The following is a 17,809-nucleotide window of genomic DNA, read 5'->3' on the forward strand; positions in this document are numbered from 1 at the left end:
TCACCAGCGTAGGTAAATGCCTTTTCGAGTTGCCTCATTAATAACATCTTGTTGTGATTTATTGGTGGAAACCCAATAATTACCCATATTGCTTAAAGCAAATTTAACACGGGGATATTGGCAAACATCTAGTACTGTACGGCAGTCAACTGGAGTTGCACTAGGCGTATTAACCTCATTATTATTCTCATTTTCTATTGTATTTTCTTGTTTACGAGAAAAACATTGGAAATTTAAATTGGCAATGTCAGATGCAAAAGCGGCCCAATTAGATGGGTCGAGCTTGACAGTTAGGGAAGGGCTCATGAAGACTTCTCTTGTTTCAAAACGTTGTAATTCGATTTGTACGTTACTGCGGTTTTGAATTAAGTAAAAAGTTTGTTGGCCATCATCATTGACAACCAGACGATCTTGGCTAAAGCCGAAACCTGATACCTCACAACCATGTGGAAAGTTGTCCGCGGCTACCGTGCTGCAGAAAAAAACAGTCATTACAAATGTTGACATGATTATTCTACAAAGTGACATGAAAATCCTCTTAAATAAATTGAAAACGGGGTATTCTAATGATAACTGCATTAAAAGTGAATCAACTTCTTTCTTCTTCCCGTATGATAGTTTTCACTTTAAGCATGGGTGAATAAGTACGATACATACTAAGAGTCAGATACATAATGACATAGCCCAGGGATAAGGATAGCCACAGCGAATCCATGCGTGGATAATTTAATAGCACAAAGGCTGAACTGACACCATAAATCAAGGAGAAGCTGTGCATAATTATTTTCAGAAACCTGGACTCCGTCAGGTAATCAAGACGAGATGGATACACATATTTAATTGGTACAAATATCAATACGCATAATATTGAGAGGATCCAGGCATTTGTATTCATCGAAGTATCGAATATAAACATGTAAAATACAGCAATGTTCCAATAGCAGGGGAATCCCTTAAAGAAATGATCCGGTGTTTTTGCATCTGCCTGACAGAATTGATAAGACGAGGTAAGTGTAATTGCAACAATGATAAAAATTAAAAAATCAGAGGGTAGCATACCGGGTTTTACAAAAAGGAAAAAGCAAGGTGTTATCACATAGTTTAAATAATCGACAATATTATCGAGTAAAGCACCATCCATATTAGGGAGTACTGATTTTACTTGCACTAATCTGGCTAAGGTCCCATCCACGGCATCTATGACCACGGCTACAGCCATAAACCAAAGAGCTTGCACGTAATCGTGTTGATAGATTTTGATGAGGGTAAGAATACCAAAACAAGCTGCGCTAGCAGTGAATGCATGCACAGCCCAGGCGACCAGGTAGTGAACAGGATGGTAGCCTAGAATTTTGTTTGTCATCGCGTGTCCTAAGGTTAGTGTCATACTACTGTATAAGGCTGTTATGCCAGATTACTTAATTGCTAACAATGCCGATACAACGAAATTAGCAAAATAGTAACAACAATCAAAACCCCTGTGCAAGAATACTGATGTGTTGAATGAATGATTTGCTCATTACATGCAACGAACTGCGTTAGAACAAAACTCTTTGGTAAAAGTCTATCTAGTCGAAAGCAGTAAAACCATCCCTGGAACGTATAGTTGCGAGCTTACAGGAAAATGGATGATTTAAATTAGTTTGCGTCTTCATTTGCATCGGCTACACTGGAAAAAATAAGAATAGAGGCTGATGCAAATGATTATAAAAACTATCAATCCGGCAACGGAAGTTGTTTTGCAGGAGTATTCAACGCTTAGTGAAAAACAAATAGATGCTTTGATTGATGCGGGTCATTTAACTTTCAGTATCTGGAAAAAGACAACTTTTTTGCAGCGTAAACAAGCGATGTTGAAAATGGCGGGCTTATTGCGGCAAAAGAAAAATGATTTTGCTTTGCTAATGGCAAATGAAATGGGTAAGCCTATAAACGCTGGTAAAGCGGAGATTGAAAAATGTGCCTGGGTTTGTGAACATTTTGCTGAGCATGCTGAAGATTATTTACAACCACGGACAATTCAAACAGAAATGAAAAAAACCATGGTTTGTTATCAGCCTCTAGGCATTGTATTTGCCATCATGCCCTGGAATTTTCCTTTTTGGCAGGTATTTCGTTTTGCTGCTCCAACGTTGATGGCCGGGAATGCGGCTATTTTAAAGCATGCTCCTATTTCAACGGGTACTGGCGAGGCGATTGCTGCTTTATTTCTTGAGGCCGGTTTTCCAGAACACTTGTTTCAGCATTTTATTTTAGATAATGAAATGGCCGCCAAAGTAATTGCGCATAAAAAGATCGTCGCTGTCACTTTAACGGGCAGTGAGCGAGCGGGCCAGATAATTGCTGCCAATGCAGGCAGCCACTTAAAAAAGGCAGTACTAGAGTTAGGTGGTAATGATCCTTATATTGTACTTGAGGACGCTGATCTTGATTTGGCCGCAAATTGTATTGTCACTTCTCGATTGAATAACAGTGGCCAAGTTTGTATTGCCGCCAAACGAATTATTGCAGTGAATTCTATTTGTGATCAATTGGTTAAAAAAATTAAAGAGAAAATGACTTGCTATCAAATGGGTAGTCCTCTGGATGAAAAGACCAATTTAGGTCCTATGGCACGTGATGATTTACGAAAAACACTTCATCAACAGGTATTAAAAAGTGTAAAATTAGGAGCAAAATTGGTCATCGGTGGGGAAATACCAAATACTAAAGGTTTTTACTACCCACCAACCTTAATACTTGATGTGCGAAAAGGTATGCCCGCTTTTGATGAGGAATTGTTTGGCCCGGTCATTGCCGTTATTAATGCAGACAATGAAATAGATGCTATACAATTGGCTAATCAAAGTGAATATGGTTTAGGCTCTGCAGTTTTTACGAGGGATTTGACCCGGGGGGAGCATATTGCTCGCTATGAATTAGAGGCTGGCGCCTGTTTTGTGAATGCTTTGGTGGCCTCAGACCCAAGAGTGCCATTTGGGGGAATTAAGCACTCTGGTTATGGAAGAGAATTATCTAAGGAAGGTATTTTAGAATTTGTTAATACAAAAACGGTTGCAATCCAATGATAGCAAATAATCAATTGATCTTTATTTCGGCAAGTGAACAAAGGATGCATTGTTTTGACAATAATAATGTTTATAAATCTTACCTGATATCAACAGGGAAAAACGGTTTAGGTGAATTAAGTGGCAGTGGATGTACCCCTCGCGGTTGGCATCAAATATACTCTCGTATTGGCCTGGATGCCCCGATAAATAGTGTTTTTATATCTCGTGAGTGGACAGGGGAAATTTATACTCCTGAGTTAGCAGCTCTTTATCCTGAGCGAGATTGGATATTAACTCGTATTCTTCAATTGGATGGTTTAGAGGAAGGACGTAATAAAGGCGGTAAGGTGGATAGCTTACAGCGCTTTATTTATATTCATGGCACGCCCGATACAGCCGAACTAGGCAAACCGGCTTCCCATGGTTGTATTCGTATGCAAAATTCGGATTTAGTAGAATTAGCTGATTGGGTTGCTGTGGGAACGCGTGTGTGTATTGAATAACTTAAGGAGTTGTCAGCATGTCCGCTATCTTGGCAGTTATGTCTTGATTTTCTGTGCTTCGCGTGGTCACATGCTGGAGTTTATGCATCCGCTGCGATGCTTTAAAATAAAGCCATAATTACTGAAGCTAGCAAAAGGTGAATAGCTCCTGGAGCAAAAAAATGCATTACTGGCGGTGTAACTTATCGCGTAGAAGTATATAATGCGCCGCAATTTATTTTCATGCCTAATGAGGTGATTGAATGTCTTACAAATTTGAAGAAGGCAAAGATTTAATTATTGAAGCTGTAGTTGACAAATTAAAGCAAAAAATGAGTGGTGAGCAAGCCGATTTTTGCTCTCAATTTGTTCGCCAATTTTATGGCACGGTTGCCTTGGAAGATTTACGTGAATGGGATATTGATGATCTGTATGGGGCTGCGATTAATTTTTGGTCGCTCATTCAACAGCGAGCACCGGATGAAACAAAAATTCGTATTTATAACCCTGACTTTGAACGGCATGGCTGGCAAACGACTCATACAGTTGTAGAAATTATTACTGAAGATATGCCCTTTCTGGTCGATTCATTGCGTATGGTTATTAATCGTTTAGGGCTGGTTTCACATCTCATTATGCATATGGGCGGGTTGTCTTTACAACGGGATAAAAACCATCATGTTACAGCAGTTTTTCCACGTAGTTTAGATAGTAATAATGGCAAATTAACGGAAGCTGCAATCTTTATTGAGATTGATAGACAGACGGACGCTTCTATTCTTGAAGACTTGCATCGTAATTTTGAACGTGTGTTAGAAGATAATCGCGCAGTAGTTAAGGATTGGATTCTCATGCGTGAAAAAGTTCGTGAAGCAATCGCTGAGCTTGACCATGCATCTGGAATTTTGGAACCAAATGAAGCCGCAGAAACCAAAGCGTTCCTAAATTGGATTGAAGATCACCATTTTACATTTCTGGGTGTACGCGATTATGAACTTGTTCAAAAAGGACAGGAGACTATTTTACAGCCACTACCTGAAACTGGGTTAGGGGTACTTCGCCAAAGCATAAGTAAATCCAGTGCCCGTAGTATTTCTGCTATGACACCGGAAGCGCGTGAGCATACTTTATCTTCACGCGTTCTGGTTATGTCCAAAACCAATACGGAAGCTTCTGTCCACCGCCGTGCTTACACTGATTATATAGGTATAAAGCGTTTTAATAAAAAAGGGCAGGTGATTGGCGAGCGTCGCATTATTGGTCTATACACGTCTGCCGCTTATAACACAAGTCCTAAACATATTCCTTTTTTGCGTCATAAAGTTGCCATGATTATGGAGAATTCGAAGCTGGATCCACGTGGCCATGCTGGGAAGATTCTATTAAATATCTTGGAAACTTTGCCCCGTGATGATTTGATACAAGCATCGGAAGATGAATTATTAGAAATCGGGATGGGTATTTTTTATATGCAAGAACGTCGAAGAATTCGTATGTTTGCGCGTACAGATGTCTATCGCCGTTTTATTTCCTGTCTAGTCTATGTTCCTAAAGAACGGTACAACACCGAATTAAGGCAGGAGATGGAAAAAGTCTTAAAAGACAGTTTCAACTCTGATGAAATTACTTTTTCTACCCGATTTTCAGAAGAATCAATTTTGGCGCGTATTCATTTTATTATCCGTACTAATCCTCAGGATAAAACAGTATGGGATTTCAAAGAAGTTGAGAAAAAATTAATTGATGTTGGTCGTACCTGGTCTGATGATTTACAGCATTTCCTTTTTGATACTTTCGGCGAGGAAAGCGCTAATCGTCTCTATATCCGTTATAAAAATGCTTTCCCAGTTGCTTATACGGCTAATTTCCCTCCAAGAACAGCAGTGTATGACATAAAACATATGGAAGCACTATCCAAAGCAACTCCTTTGGTAATGAATTTCTATAAATTGATGGATGAACCACCGGAAAATTTCCGTTTTAAAATTTACCAGCATGATAACACGATTCCCTTGTCTGATGTGTTGCCAATCATTGAACGACTCGGGATGCGGGCAATCAGTGAAAGGCCTTACGTTTTAAAATTTGAAGATGGTAAAGAAACCTGGATCAATGATTTCGCGCTTCAATATACTCATGGTGCTAAATTTGAAATTGATGAAATAAAAGAATTATTTCAAAACGCTTTTTCCAGTGTATGGTTTGGTGAAGCAGAAAATGATGGATTTAATCAATTAGTTCTGGCTGCTGAGTTGAATTGGCGCCAAGTCGCTGTGATGCGTACTTATGCAAAATACTTCAAACAAATTGGTTTTACTTTTAGCCAGGAATACATTGAAACTGCATTAAATAACAATGCTCATATTGCTAAAAAATTAGTGGAATTATTTGAGCTGCGCTTTAATCCAATCGTTGATGAAACCAGAGCTGAAAAATGTATGGATTTGGTCAATAAGATTTTGGCAGCTTTGGATGAGGTCAGCAATCTCGATGAAGACAAGATTATCCGGCAATATGTGCAGGTAATAATGTCTACATTAAGAACTAATTATTATCAGGTTGATGAGAAAGGAAATTATAAAAGTTATATTTCTATTAAGCTTGATAGCAAAGAAATTCCTGGCGTGCCTAAACCTTATCCAATGTTTGAGATTTTTGTTTATTCACCTAAATTTGAAGGGGTTCATCTTCGTGGTGGTAAGGTTGCACGAGGCGGCTTACGCTGGTCTGATCGTAAAGAAGATTTCCGTACAGAAATTTTAGGATTAATGAAGGCGCAGCAGGTAAAAAATGCCGTCATTGTGCCTAGTGGGGCAAAAGGTGGTTTTGTTCCCAAACACTTGCCTGTTAATGGTACACGTGAAGACATTTTAGCTGAAGGCATTAGTTGTTATCGTTTATTTATCCGAGGCTTGTTGGATATTACTGACAATTACAAAGAGGGAGCCATTGTTAAGCCTGCTAATGTTATGTGCTTTGATGAGGATGATCCTTATCTGGTTGTGGCTGCTGATAAAGGTACGGCCACTTTTTCAGACATTGCCAATGCCATTTCACTGGAATATGGTTTTTGGTTAGGTGATGCTTTCGCCTCAGGCGGTTCCGTTGGTTATGATCATAAAAAAATGGGAATTACAGCCAGGGGCGCGTGGGAATCAGTTAAGCGTCATTTCTACGAAATAGACCGTGATATAGAGAATAATGATTTTACGGTTGTTGGTATTGGTGATATGGCGGGGGATGTTTTTGGTAATGGCATGTTGTTATCACGCCGTATCAAATTGCTGGCTGCCTTTAACCATGTGCATATTTTTATTGATCCGGATCCAGATCCTGAGCTCAGTTTTAAAGAAAGGGAGCGATTGTTTAATCTACCGCGTTCCAGTTGGACCGATTATGATAAAAAGCTGATCTCTAAAGGGGGAGGTGTTTTCAATCGCAGTGCCAAATCGATTCCTGTCAGTAAAGAAATGAAGGACATTTTTAATATCAAGCAGGCAACGATCGAACCTAATGAATTAATCCGGGTTATTTTGCGTGCGAAGGTTGATTTATTGTGGAGTGCAGGTATTGGTACGTTTGTTAAAGCACAATCGGAAACTCATGCTGATGTGGGAGATAGAACGAATGATGCAACCCGAGTTAACGCTAAACAATTACGCTGCAAAGTAGTTGGTGAGGGTGGAAATCTTGGTTTAACCCAATTGGCACGGGTGGAATATTCACTCAATGATGGTCGTATTTATACTGATTTTATTGATAATTCGGCTGGAGTTAATTGCTCTGATAAAGAAGTAAATATCAAAATTCTCCTGGATAGTATCGTAACCGCGGGTGATTTAACTGAAAAACAACGCAATGAATTATTAGGCGAGATGACTAACGAAGTTGCTGCCCTTGTCTTACGTGATAATTTTGCTCAGCCACGCGCAATTGGCATTGCTGCAGCGCAGGCAGTTCGTTCCATAGAATTGCATGGTCGTTACATTAATGAATTGGAGCGAAGCGGTAAGTTAGATAGAACTATAGAGTTTTTACCTGATGAAAAAGCGTTATTAGAGCGTAAGTTAAGTGGAGCCAGTTTAACCCGTCCTGATATTGCCGTACTGATGTGTTACAGCAAGACTTTGTTGAAAGAACAAATTCTGGACTCAAATGTCCCTGAAGACGCTTTCCTCAAAACCGTTCTAGTGAGTTGTTTCCCTAAACCATTGCAAGATTGTTTTAGTAAACAGATGCAAAATCACCCGTTAAAACGTGAAATTATTGCAACTAAACTCAGCAACACTATTGTCAATGAAATGGGATTCACCTTCATATACCGTGTCCAGGATGAAACAGGTGCTCCTGTTTCATCTATCGTTCGAGCTTATATGATTGCCCGATCGGTGCTGGATCTTGAGACGATATGGCAGGAAATAGGTGCATTAAACACAAAAATAACAGCGGCGAAGCAAGTTGAGTTATCAATGCTATATTTGCGATTGCTTAGGAGGGTAACACGCTGGTTCCTTCGTTCTCCACGCATGGGGCTGGATATTAATAAAGCAGTAAAACACTTTGCGCCAGGGGTCTGCGAGCTTAAGAAAGCACTTCCTGCTGTATTCGGCGAGGCGAATCGTGCGAACTACGATGAGCATTTTAATGAATACGTAGAATTAGGTATTCCAACAGGTCTTGCACATGAATTATCAATTACGCGAGCCTTGTTCTCTGCTATTGATATTATTGAAGTTAGCCATCAAACACAGCTCGATGTTGCAAAAGTAGCGGAAGTGTATTTTGGTATTGATGAGTTCCTGGATTTGTCATGGATTCGTTCACAGATCCTTGCGCACCCAACAGATAATCATTGGGAGTCTTTATCTAGAGAGGGATTGCGTGATGATTTGGATTGGCAACAGAAACAATTGACAGCGGGCATTATCAGCATCGATGGTAAGAAAAAGGATTTCATGAAGTGTTTTACTGCCTGGTCAGAGAAAAATATTGTCTTGATTGAGCGATGGCGCCATATTCTTGCTGATTTAAAGGCGAGTACGACCTTAAACTATACGATGTTTTTTGTTGCTATCAGAGAGTTGTTAGCTTTAACTCAAACGACTATCCGGGCAGAAAAAAATGTTGATGTTGTAGTTTAAAAAGAAGCATTATTTTCTTCGCAAAATTAGTCATCAAAGAGTAGCCTGTGTTAATAAGGCTACTCTTTTTTTTTGTTGCAGGCCATTAGGAGAGTCATTGCACAGTAAGAAGTGCTTTGCCCTGTTGATTTTATTGGGTATAGTAGGACAACTATTCTTTAGGATCATTTTGTTTTTCATAAAAAAGAAACACAATTAGTGCCAAAAGGCTTAATCAAGGAGTTCAGACAGTGAAAAGACAGGTTGTCAATTATTCAAGTGGGTCTAAGTTTATCCATTGGTTTGTTGCTCTGATTGTTATATGTATGCTTGCGGGCAGTTTCTTTCTCGACGATTTACCTGAGAACTATCAACCCTCGGCCTATATGCTACATAAATCGTTTGGTCTCACCGTACTCTTTTTAATGATTATCCGCCTGTTCTGGATTGCGTATAGGGGCAAACCCGCTTTGCCTGCTTCAGTGCCCGCCTGGCAAAAATTTATTGCACATTCAGTGCAATACAGCCTTTATTTTTTTGTAATTCTGATGCCCATATCCGGTTGGATAATGTCAGTAGCTGCTAACAGGATCCCCTCCTATTTTACTCTATTTAAGGTACCTTTTCCGGGAGTTACTCCCAATGAAGCATTGGCAGAGTTGATGGAACAGGTTCACACTACGATTGCTTGGATCATCATCGTGCTGCTTGTCTTACATACCGCTGGTGCCATCAAGCATCATTTTATTGATAAGGATGGGGTTTTGCGCCGGATGCTTCCTAGTCGTCAACGGTAATCAACCGTGCTTTATGCACAGTCGATTTTTAGCAGTGCATCAGATAGATTGTGCATATAAAACGCAGACAGTAGGTTTGGCTTTGTGTTGCAGTTAAACTGTACTGAGTATTACAGGATGTTTATTGCCTTCAATGAGTATTTCATTGGGATGCTCAAATAAAATGCTTGAGGCAATTAAATAGCGATCGTCTGCTAAAGGACTAAAATCAATCAATTCACCCACTTCTGTTTCACCAGAAGAAGTAAATAATTTTTTCCCCGCTAATAAAGGTTCAGTAGTATGAATGCTAAATAAGCGTAAACCATGCTTGAGTTTAGCTTTGTAGTGAGTACGAGCAATGATTTCTTGACCCTTATAACAACCCTTATCAAAGCTTAAGTAGCCGGATAAGTGTAAATCAAGACGATGTGGTAAAAATAACCCTCTGGTTTCGGGGTAAATAAGTATGTGCTTCTGCTGGAGTTGTAATTGATGCCAAGCGAGAGAACCACGCATCTGTTGCTTTGTAATAAAAGGCTGACTTAGGCATGAGATTGCTTCTTCAGTAGCTAAAATTAAATAAAAGTTATCACTGAGCTGATAGCAACATAGTTCGTCTGTATGTGTTACAGCGAAATTCTCGTCAGGTAACTGCAGATTTTCTGGCAGTAAATCAGATTGATTATTGACATATAATCCATACATTCGATAGGACGTTGTTTCCAGTTGAACTCTCGAAAGTAGAGCTGTCTTCATGAGCGATGCTTTTGTTTCAGTCAGTAAATCAACAGGAAGAACTAACTGCAAATGATGCCAGTTAATTACATCCAATATAGCCAGGATACGGCCTTTTAAATTACACATAACCCCTTGCTGCATTCTATCGGTAGTCACTTTGCGTATGTCGCAACTTAATTGACCCTGCAGAAACTCTGCGCTACGTTCTCCATTAACTGCAATCGATGTAAGATAAGCCAAGTCAAACAGATAGTTTTTATCGGCTTGAAAATTAAATTCAGCATCCAGGGATGATAAGGTCGTATAGGGACGGCTATTGAGCAAATATTGTTTAAAACTCATTCTAATTACTTTAGATTGCGATTAAGGGGAATTTTAGTGTAACATCGCCCTGTTTGACAATCGGGTAGCTCAATGATTAATCCATTAAGAAAAGCGAAGCTCATGTGGCATTGTAGAAGAGGAATGCTGGAGCTGGATTTAATTCTTATACGCTTTGCTGAGAGTTACTTGGATACTATGACCGAGAAGCAGGTAGATACCTTTGATGAGTTGCTTGGGTGCACTGATCCGGAGTTATTCAGTTGGTTAATGGGGCACGCAAAACCTGTAGACAAGGAGTTGCTGGAGATTGTTGAATTTATCAAATTGCATGATAAACCTGGACAAGTCGGCCATTTACGTTAGATTAGCGTCTCTCATTTATTCCTCAGTAATGGTCGTCCTTTACTATTCTGCTTGGCCATGGTTCCTTAAATTACCAGGATTTTTCCTATTGTTATTCCTGTTTCTTCGTATTAAGGCTACTTCCATACCTGGTTCTTGCTCTTTATTGGTGCATACAAACAGCAATTGGCAATTACATGATGTGCATGGACAACAGAAAACATACACAAAAATGCGAGTGGTTATGAGTGCAGGTCTTTTTTTTCTTGTAGAATTCTCTCATGAAAAGCAACGCAAGCTCGTGGTTATTTTTTCTGATCAGATTAGCAAAAAAGACTTTAGGTTATTGAATGTTATAGGGAAAGTAAATTAAATTAAAGCTGTTCATTTTTTTGTCGACACCATTAGGTGAATGGTTTAAAAATGGACATCATATGCGGGATGCAGAGTCAGTGACTGAGAGGCAATTAATTGATTCAGCGCTAAAGGGAGAAGCGAGGGCAATGAACCATTTAATTGCCCGTTATCAAGCTAAAATTTTTTGCCAAATAAAATCACAAGTATCCGACAATTCAATCGCTAATGACTTAACGCAAGAAGTCAGCATAAAAATTTTTTGTAACCTGTCAGGTTTTAGGCAACAGGCCAATTTTACTACCTGGTTATACCGTATCACCCAAAATACAATTAAAAATCATTTTAGAACAATCCAGATTGAATCAAATAACTTACTCGCTCCGGTAGGGGAGGAAAATAATTCACCTGAAGCCTGTTTAATAGGTTTTCAGCTTGCTGAACAGGTAGAAAGGCTTTTTACTGACATGTCGAATGAATTACAGCACTGCTTCAATTTATATGTGGTGAAGGGATTAAGCTATGAGGATATTGCCAAACATCTTGGCTGTCCGTTGGGAACAGTACGCTCGCGTATTCATCGAGTACGAAATATACTCTCTGGGCTTGTTAATTAGTTCTACTAAAAAATAGACTTGTTGCGAAACTTGCTGCCCATATACTTCTATGAGCATTGCGCTGCAATGCTCATCAATAACAATCCTTGCTCCATTGTTAGCGAATTAATTAACAAGCTCCAAGAATATATAAGCACTTTGTAAATATAAAATTTTAAAGTGCATTAACCGCAAAGGAGATGAGCTTGCAGTAAAAGCTGTGTTAGAATGCAGGAATCATGGTAAACCCTAGACTCTTATGTTGGAAAGTGACCGTTTGATTAGTGCTGGCTCAGCTACATCGGAAGAAGCGTTAGATCGAGCTATTCGACCCTTGAGTCTTAATGAATATATAGGCCAGGATGCTGTCCGCTCACAAATGCGTATTTTTATCGATGCAGCTAGAAATCGTATGGATGCACTTGATCATGTGCTTATTTTTGGTCCTCCAGGACTTGGTAAAACAACACTCGCTAATATTATCGCGCATGAAATGGGCGTTAATTTGCGGCAAACATCAGGGCCTGTTCTTGAACGAGCCGGGGATATTGCTGCCATATTGACTAATCTACAAGAAAACGATGTGTTGTTTATTGATGAAATTCATCGTCTAAGCCCGGTAATTGAAGAAATTCTCTATCCAGCGATGGAAGACTATAAATTAGATATTATGATTGGCGAGGGACCTGCAGCCCGCTCCATTAAGTTGGAATTACCTCCTTTTACTTTAATCGGAGCAACAACCCGTGCAGGACTTCTTACCTCACCACTACGTGACCGTTTTGGCATCGTTCAGCGCTTAGAATTTTACTCTGTAGAATCTTTAACCCATATTGTCTCTCGTTCGGCAAAATTGCTTGGTGTTAATACGGAAGCTGCCGGGGCTAAAGAAATTGCAATGCGTTCGCGAGGTACACCAAGAATTGCTAATCGACTTTTACGCCGTGTAAGAGATTATGCTGAGGTGAAGGGGAGTGGTGCAATTACGCTGGAAATGGCAAGACTTGCCTTGGAAATGTTGGATGTTGACCAACATGGATTTGACATGATGGATAGGAAATTAATGCTTGCTGTGATCGAGCGCTTTGCTGGTGGCCCAGTTGGTGTTGATAGTATTGCTGCTGCAATTGGTGAAGAAAAGGGAACTATCGAAGATGTCCTTGAACCTTATTTAATTCAACAAGGGTTTTTAATGCGTACGCCAAGAGGCAGGGTTGCTTCTCAATTGGCTTATCAACATTTTGGTATAGCGGTGCATGAATAAGAGTAATCATCCAGAGCATCAATTTGATATCCGAGTGTATGCTGAAGATACTGATCTCATGGGTATTGTTTACCACGCCAATTATCTTTGCTTTTTTGAGCGTGCACGAACTGAAATGATACGTAAATCTGGCTTGTCTTTAACCACTCTGGCAAAGTATGATTGCCACTTTGCGATCAATGAGGTTCAGTTGCATTATTTAAATCCGGCGCGTTTGGATGACTTACTCACAATCATTTCAAAAATTGATAGTAAAACAGCATGCAGTGCATTATTTAAGCAGCTCATGTACAATCAGCATAAAAAATTGCTCTGCGAAGCAATGGTTAAAGTAGTCTGTGTCAATGGCCATTTGAAACCAAGACGCTTACCAGACGATTTATTCTGAGAGTTAAACAATTAACAATATTAAAAAAGCTTTAAGAAGCAAAGATGACTAATGGAGGAATAAAACGTGGTTAACCATGCCAATGTATTGGGTTATTTTATGCAAGCAGGTCTGGTCGTGAAGACTGTTATGATGATTTTGCTTGTTGCTTCTGTAATATCATGGACTCTTATTTTGCAACGAGCCTGGTATTTCAATCGTAAAAAACAACAGTGTGAAGGCTTTATCAGGCGGTTTTGGGATAGTAGTGATTTAAGCAAGTTATACGCAGACATCGATAGCAATCATGATGATAGAGAAGGATTGGCTGCTATTTTTCACGCAGGATTTAAAGAATATGTGCGGTCGCGCAAGACTGGAAATGTCATTCTTGAGCCGATTCAGAGAGTGATGCAAATAAAACATGCTAAGGAAGCGGCACAATTAGAACAGCATTTGCCTTTTTTTGCATCAGTAGGTTCTATTGCTCCTTACGTGGGTTTATTTGGTACTGTATGGGGAATTATGACCTCATTTCAGGCTCTTGGCCAAGCCTCTCAAGCGACTATCGCTATGGTGGCACCTGGAATATCGGAAGCATTAGTGGCAACTGCCCTGGGATTATTTACAGCTATTCCCGCCGTTATTGCTTATAACCGTTACAGCACGCGCGCCAATAGCTTGTTGGATCGTTACGACTTATTCCAGGATGAATTAGTCTCACTGATAGAGCAGCAGACCTCCGTGCCAGTAAGAGGATAATCTTATGTTGAGAAAAAAAACGACTACTTCTCGCCCCATTGCAGAAATTAACGTAGTGCCCTACATCGACGTGATGTTAGTTCTATTAGTCATTTTTATGATTACAGCACCTATGCTAACTCAAGGTGTGACTGTGGATTTACCTAAAGCAGCGAGTGAGGCACTGAAGCCTTCTGAGCGTGAACCAATAATTGTTTCAGTCAATCAGCAAGGAGATTATTTTCTCAATATCCATTCTACCCCTGAGAGCCCAATTGAACCTCAGACATTGATGGTTAGAGTGGCTGCAGAATTGGAATTGGCTCGCCAATCCAATCAAGCGTTGAATGTCTTGGTTAAAGGCGATCAGGGTGTTGCTTATGGCAAGGTAGTTGGTGCTATGAGTTTATTAAAGCAAGCAGGGGCTGCTCAAGTAGGTCTGTTGACTGATTCTACTGATTTAGAGCAGGGGAGTCGTGGATGATAAATGATCAGACCTATCGCAAAGCGTTTTTTATCGCCATTGCGTTGCATTTTTGTTTGGCTTTATTGTTGACCATGGAGTCGACTAATCAACGACCTGTTATGACACTTGCTGCAAAAAATGAACCAAGCAAAGTTCTACCGGTAGAGCTGGCTGAGCAACCGAAAGAACAAGCAGTGAAGGCAGTTAGTGTAGACAACCAGGAAGTGATGAAAACAGTGAATCGTCTAAAACAAGAACGAGCTAATCAATTAAGAGCAGAACAGTCAAGGCAACAGGCTTTGGTCAAACAAGCTGAAATGGCCCGTAAAGCACGTTTACAGGAACAACAACGATTAGCAAAACTGAAAGAAGAGGCAGAGAGAGTAGCTATTGCGAGAAAAAAACAAATTGAAGAAGAAAAACGTCGTTTAAAACAATTAGCTTTGCAAAAAGAGCAAGAAGCCAAGCGACTGGAGGAATTAAAACATAAACAAGAGTTGCTGCAGAAAAAGCAACAACAAGAAGCTGAAAAACTTGCGCAATTGAAAAAGAAGCAAGCAGAAGAAAAAATAAAAAGCGATAAAATAAAAGCTGAAAAAGCAAAAGAAGAACTTGCACGCGCAGAAAAAGCTAAAGCGGAATTGGCAGAAAAAGCTAAAGCGGAATTGGCAGAAAAACAACGACAGGCAGCAATGCAGCAAGCTGCGCAAGATGCGGCTAAAAAAGCGCACATTGCTGGCGAAGTTGATAAATACAAGGCAATGATTGTTAATGCAATAAGCCGGCAATGGATCCTGCCTGAGAACGTAAATAGTGGTTTATCGAGTCAATTTAGAATTCGCCTGGCACCGGATGGTGCTGTGTTGGATGTAAGTTTGACACGCGGTAGTGGTGATCCGGTGCTCGATCGCTCTGCCGAGACGGCTATTCGTAAAGCATCACCGTTACCAGTTCCAACTGATCCAGATACCTTTAATATGTTTCGTGATATCAGTTTAACGGTACGTCCAGAAAATGTGAGGGGATAAAAGTGTTAGTTAAACGTTTAGTAGCATCATTTTTTTTATTGATTTCAGGGGCAGCTTTTTCCCTGGATCTCGAATTGACGCAGGGTATTAATTCAGCATTACCGATTGCCATTAATTCTTTTGGTTATGATGAGGCCGGCCGGCAATTAACAGAGGTTGTTCGACATGATTTAAGTTTTTCCGGTCAATTTAACATTATCGCCCTTCCTCCAGGTATGCAGGATGGACAAGCAGCAATTGGTCTTTGGCGTCAAGCTGGTGCCGATAGTGTATTGTCCGGTCGTGTTAGCAAGATTGGCTATAATCGTTATGACATCAGTTTTGAGTTAGTTGATGCAGTAGCACAAGGCAGAACACTTTTATCAAAAAGCTACCAAATCAGTGGTAATGAATTACGAGCCCTGGCTCATCACATTAGTGATGAAGTTTATCAAAAATTAACTGGTGAGCGTGGGATTTTTTCTACCCGAATTGCTTATATTCTGGTGCAACGCAATGGAGAGAATGCCAAATACTTCCTTGAGGTCGCTGATGTAGATGGTCATAATCCTCAAAGTTTATTGGTGTCTTCTGAACCTGTTATGTCCCCAGCATGGTCGCCTGACGGTAGACAAATTGCCTATGTATCATTTGAAAAAAAGAAAGCGCAGATATTCACTGTTGATGTAGCAACTGGTAGAAGGCGTTTAGTGACTGATTTTACTGGGATCAATGGTGCACCAGCCTGGTCGGTAGATGGACGTCAGCTTGCCGTCGTGTTATCCAAAGGAGGTTCGCCTAAAATTTATAGTGTGGATTTAAGTAGCGGATATATGAAGCAATTGACGTTTGGTGATGCCATTGATACGGAGCCACGTTATTCACCCGATGGCCGCTCGCTGTTATTTACTTCCGGACGCGGTGGCGCGCCGCAAGTATATCGCTTATCACTGGCTGATGGCAGTGTTAGCCGGATTACCTATGATGGTAATTACAATGCTCGTGCGTCTTATACCCCCGATCAAAAGCATATAGTAATGCTGCACCGTGAAGATAGGAATTTTAATATTGGTGTGCAGGATACTAGTAGTAGCCGAATAACCCAGCTAACTTTCTCCTCGTTAGATGAGTCGCCTTCTATAGCACCTAATGGACGCTTGGTTCTCTATGCAACACGTTACAATGACAAGGGTGTCTTGGGCATGGTATCACTTGATGGCCGTATTAAATTACGCTTGCCGGCACGAGAAGGCGATGTACAGGAACCAGCCTGGTCACCTTATCTGGGATAAAAATTGATGGGTAAAAGACTAGTTTGTTGTTGTCTCGGTGTTTTGTTAGTGATAACCAAAAGTTATAGCTGGAATGCGTTGGGTCATCGTTTGGTGGCTCAAATCGCCTATCACCATTTAACCAGGCAAGCCAAGCAAATTTTTAATCATTACAATCATACTTTAGACAAGCAATATCGGCCTCAAAGTCTGGTTAATGCTGCTGCCTGGCTAGACAGTTTACATGATAAAAATCAACTTTGGCTTGCACCAAAGCACTATATCAATATCCCTTTTACCAATGATGGTACTCGCTTGATACCGCCTACCAGGATTAATGCAGTTTCTGCTGTTGAAGAAGCGATGAGGGTTATAAATTCTCAGCGGAAGAGTGAGCTTGCCAAGGGCTTTAGTTTGCGTGTTTTACTGCATGTAGTCGGTGATCTGCACCAACCAATGCACGCAGTCAACCAATTTAGTGTGCGTTACCCACAGGGAGATAAAGGCGGTAATCTCTATTCCCTGGGAGCTAATCCAATTGCTTCAAATTTGCATTCCTACTGGGATAAAGGAGGGGGTATGTTAAGTAAAAAAAGGCATTACTCGCAAGCCCAGCTTAACAGATTGGCATATAGAATAGAGCAGCGCTGGCCTTGCAGTGTAGCCAGTGTAAATCTTAAGCCAAAAGTTTGGGCAACAGAGTCTTATCAATTGGCAATCCATAAAGCCTATCAAATAAAGGCAGGGCAAAAACCAGACAAACGCTATCAAAGGATGGTTAAAGCAACGACTGAAGAGCGTCTTGCTATAGCTGGATGTCGTTTGGCTGCAGTACTGAATACACTGGCTGCCAATTATGAGGCTAAAAATAAATAATATTTAATATTTAGTTAAGTTTTACTCTATAA

Annotated in this window: 17 protein-coding genes; 14 read left to right on the plus strand and 3 right to left on the minus strand. The window is 40.3% G+C overall.

Annotation, left to right across the window (positions count from 1 at the left end):
• Both Lfee_RS15380 and pcsA read right to left on the minus strand, forming a co-directional pair.
• A complete protein-coding gene (locus Lfee_RS15380) occupies positions 1–528 on the minus strand; it encodes a hypothetical protein (protein WP_058447856.1) in 528 nt (175 codons plus the stop codon).
• A gap of 61 nt (positions 529–589) precedes the next feature.
• The gene (gene pcsA, locus Lfee_RS15385; protein WP_058447857.1) at positions 590–1,363 is read right to left on the minus strand and encodes a phosphatidylcholine synthase; all 774 of its coding nucleotides are present in this window, start codon (positions 1,361–1,363) and stop codon (positions 590–592) included.
• Between the two features lie 337 nt (positions 1,364–1,700).
• On the opposite strand from pcsA, the gene Lfee_RS15390 reads away from it, so the two are divergent.
• The 4 genes from Lfee_RS15390 to Lfee_RS15405 all read left to right on the plus strand — a co-directional run bounded on the left by Lfee_RS15390 (position 1,701) and on the right by Lfee_RS15405 (position 9,449).
• A complete protein-coding gene (locus Lfee_RS15390; RefSeq protein WP_058448055.1) occupies positions 1,701–3,068 on the plus strand; it encodes an NAD-dependent succinate-semialdehyde dehydrogenase in 1,368 nt (455 codons plus the stop codon).
• Positions 3,065–3,553: a L,D-transpeptidase gene (locus Lfee_RS15395; RefSeq protein ID WP_058447858.1), complete on the plus strand. Its 489-nt coding sequence runs from the start codon at positions 3,065–3,067 to the stop codon at positions 3,551–3,553. Before Lfee_RS15390 ends, Lfee_RS15395 begins: the two co-directional genes overlap by 4 nt.
• A gap of 242 nt (positions 3,554–3,795) precedes the next feature.
• Entirely contained in the window at positions 3,796–8,673 is a 4,878-nt protein-coding gene (locus tag Lfee_RS15400) for an NAD-glutamate dehydrogenase (protein ID WP_058447859.1), read from the plus strand.
• Positions 8,674–8,903: 230 nt separating this feature from the next.
• Positions 8,904–9,449, plus strand: coding sequence for a cytochrome b (locus Lfee_RS15405; RefSeq protein ID WP_058447860.1), 546 nt, complete (start codon positions 8,904–8,906; stop codon positions 9,447–9,449).
• Between the two features lie 93 nt (positions 9,450–9,542).
• Here Lfee_RS15405 and ygfZ read toward each other — a convergent pair whose 3' ends face one another.
• Positions 9,543–10,511, minus strand: coding sequence for a CAF17-like 4Fe-4S cluster assembly/insertion protein YgfZ (gene ygfZ / locus Lfee_RS15410; protein ID WP_058447861.1), 969 nt, complete (start codon positions 10,509–10,511; stop codon positions 9,543–9,545).
• Positions 10,512–10,583: 72 nt separating this feature from the next.
• Here ygfZ and Lfee_RS15415 point away from each other — a divergent pair, with 72 nt between their 5' ends.
• From Lfee_RS15415 to Lfee_RS15460, 10 genes are all read left to right on the plus strand, one after another.
• The gene (locus tag Lfee_RS15415; protein ID WP_058447862.1) at positions 10,584–10,856 is read left to right on the plus strand and encodes an FAD assembly factor SdhE; all 273 of its coding nucleotides are present in this window, start codon (positions 10,584–10,586) and stop codon (positions 10,854–10,856) included.
• A 28-nt stretch (positions 10,857–10,884) separates the two neighbouring features.
• On the plus strand, positions 10,885–11,208 hold the full coding sequence (locus tag Lfee_RS15420) for a protein YgfX (RefSeq protein WP_330981758.1): 324 nt from the start codon (positions 10,885–10,887) through the stop codon (positions 11,206–11,208).
• A gap of 19 nt (positions 11,209–11,227) precedes the next feature.
• Complete coding sequence (locus tag Lfee_RS15425; protein ID WP_131753145.1) at positions 11,228–11,806, plus strand: RNA polymerase sigma factor; 579 nt, start codon at positions 11,228–11,230, stop codon at positions 11,804–11,806.
• 238 nt (positions 11,807–12,044) lie between these two features.
• Positions 12,045–13,049 carry a Holliday junction branch migration DNA helicase RuvB gene (gene ruvB, locus Lfee_RS15430; protein WP_058447865.1) on the plus strand — a complete coding sequence of 335 codons (1,005 nt, stop codon included), beginning with the start codon at positions 12,045–12,047 and terminating at the stop codon, positions 13,047–13,049.
• Positions 13,042–13,437 (plus strand): YbgC/FadM family acyl-CoA thioesterase, encoded by a 396-nt coding sequence (locus Lfee_RS15435; RefSeq protein ID WP_058447866.1) that lies wholly within the window; start codon positions 13,042–13,044, stop codon positions 13,435–13,437. The genes ruvB and Lfee_RS15435 overlap by 8 nt, the downstream gene beginning before the upstream one ends.
• Positions 13,438–13,503: 66 nt before the next feature.
• On the plus strand, positions 13,504–14,178 hold the full coding sequence (gene tolQ, locus Lfee_RS15440; RefSeq protein ID WP_058447867.1) for a protein TolQ: 675 nt from the start codon (positions 13,504–13,506) through the stop codon (positions 14,176–14,178).
• Positions 14,179–14,182: 4 nt separating this feature from the next.
• The gene (tolR, locus tag Lfee_RS15445) at positions 14,183–14,641 is read left to right on the plus strand and encodes a protein TolR (RefSeq protein ID WP_058447868.1); all 459 of its coding nucleotides are present in this window, start codon (positions 14,183–14,185) and stop codon (positions 14,639–14,641) included.
• Complete coding sequence (tolA, locus tag Lfee_RS15450) at positions 14,638–15,651, plus strand: cell envelope integrity protein TolA (RefSeq protein ID WP_058447869.1); 1,014 nt, start codon at positions 14,638–14,640, stop codon at positions 15,649–15,651. The genes tolR and tolA overlap by 4 nt, the downstream gene beginning before the upstream one ends.
• Positions 15,652–15,653: 2 nt before the next feature.
• Positions 15,654–16,922 (plus strand): Tol-Pal system beta propeller repeat protein TolB, encoded by a 1,269-nt coding sequence (gene tolB, locus Lfee_RS15455; protein ID WP_058447870.1) that lies wholly within the window; start codon positions 15,654–15,656, stop codon positions 16,920–16,922.
• Positions 16,923–16,928: 6 nt separating this feature from the next.
• Positions 16,929–17,777 (plus strand): S1/P1 nuclease, encoded by an 849-nt coding sequence (locus Lfee_RS15460; protein WP_058447871.1) that lies wholly within the window; start codon positions 16,929–16,931, stop codon positions 17,775–17,777.
• The last annotated feature ends 32 nt before the right edge of the window (positions 17,778–17,809 follow it).

This window comes from Legionella feeleii (genome assembly GCF_001467625.1).
In the GTDB taxonomy this organism is placed as follows: domain Bacteria; phylum Pseudomonadota; class Gammaproteobacteria; order Legionellales; family Legionellaceae; genus Tatlockia; species Tatlockia feeleii.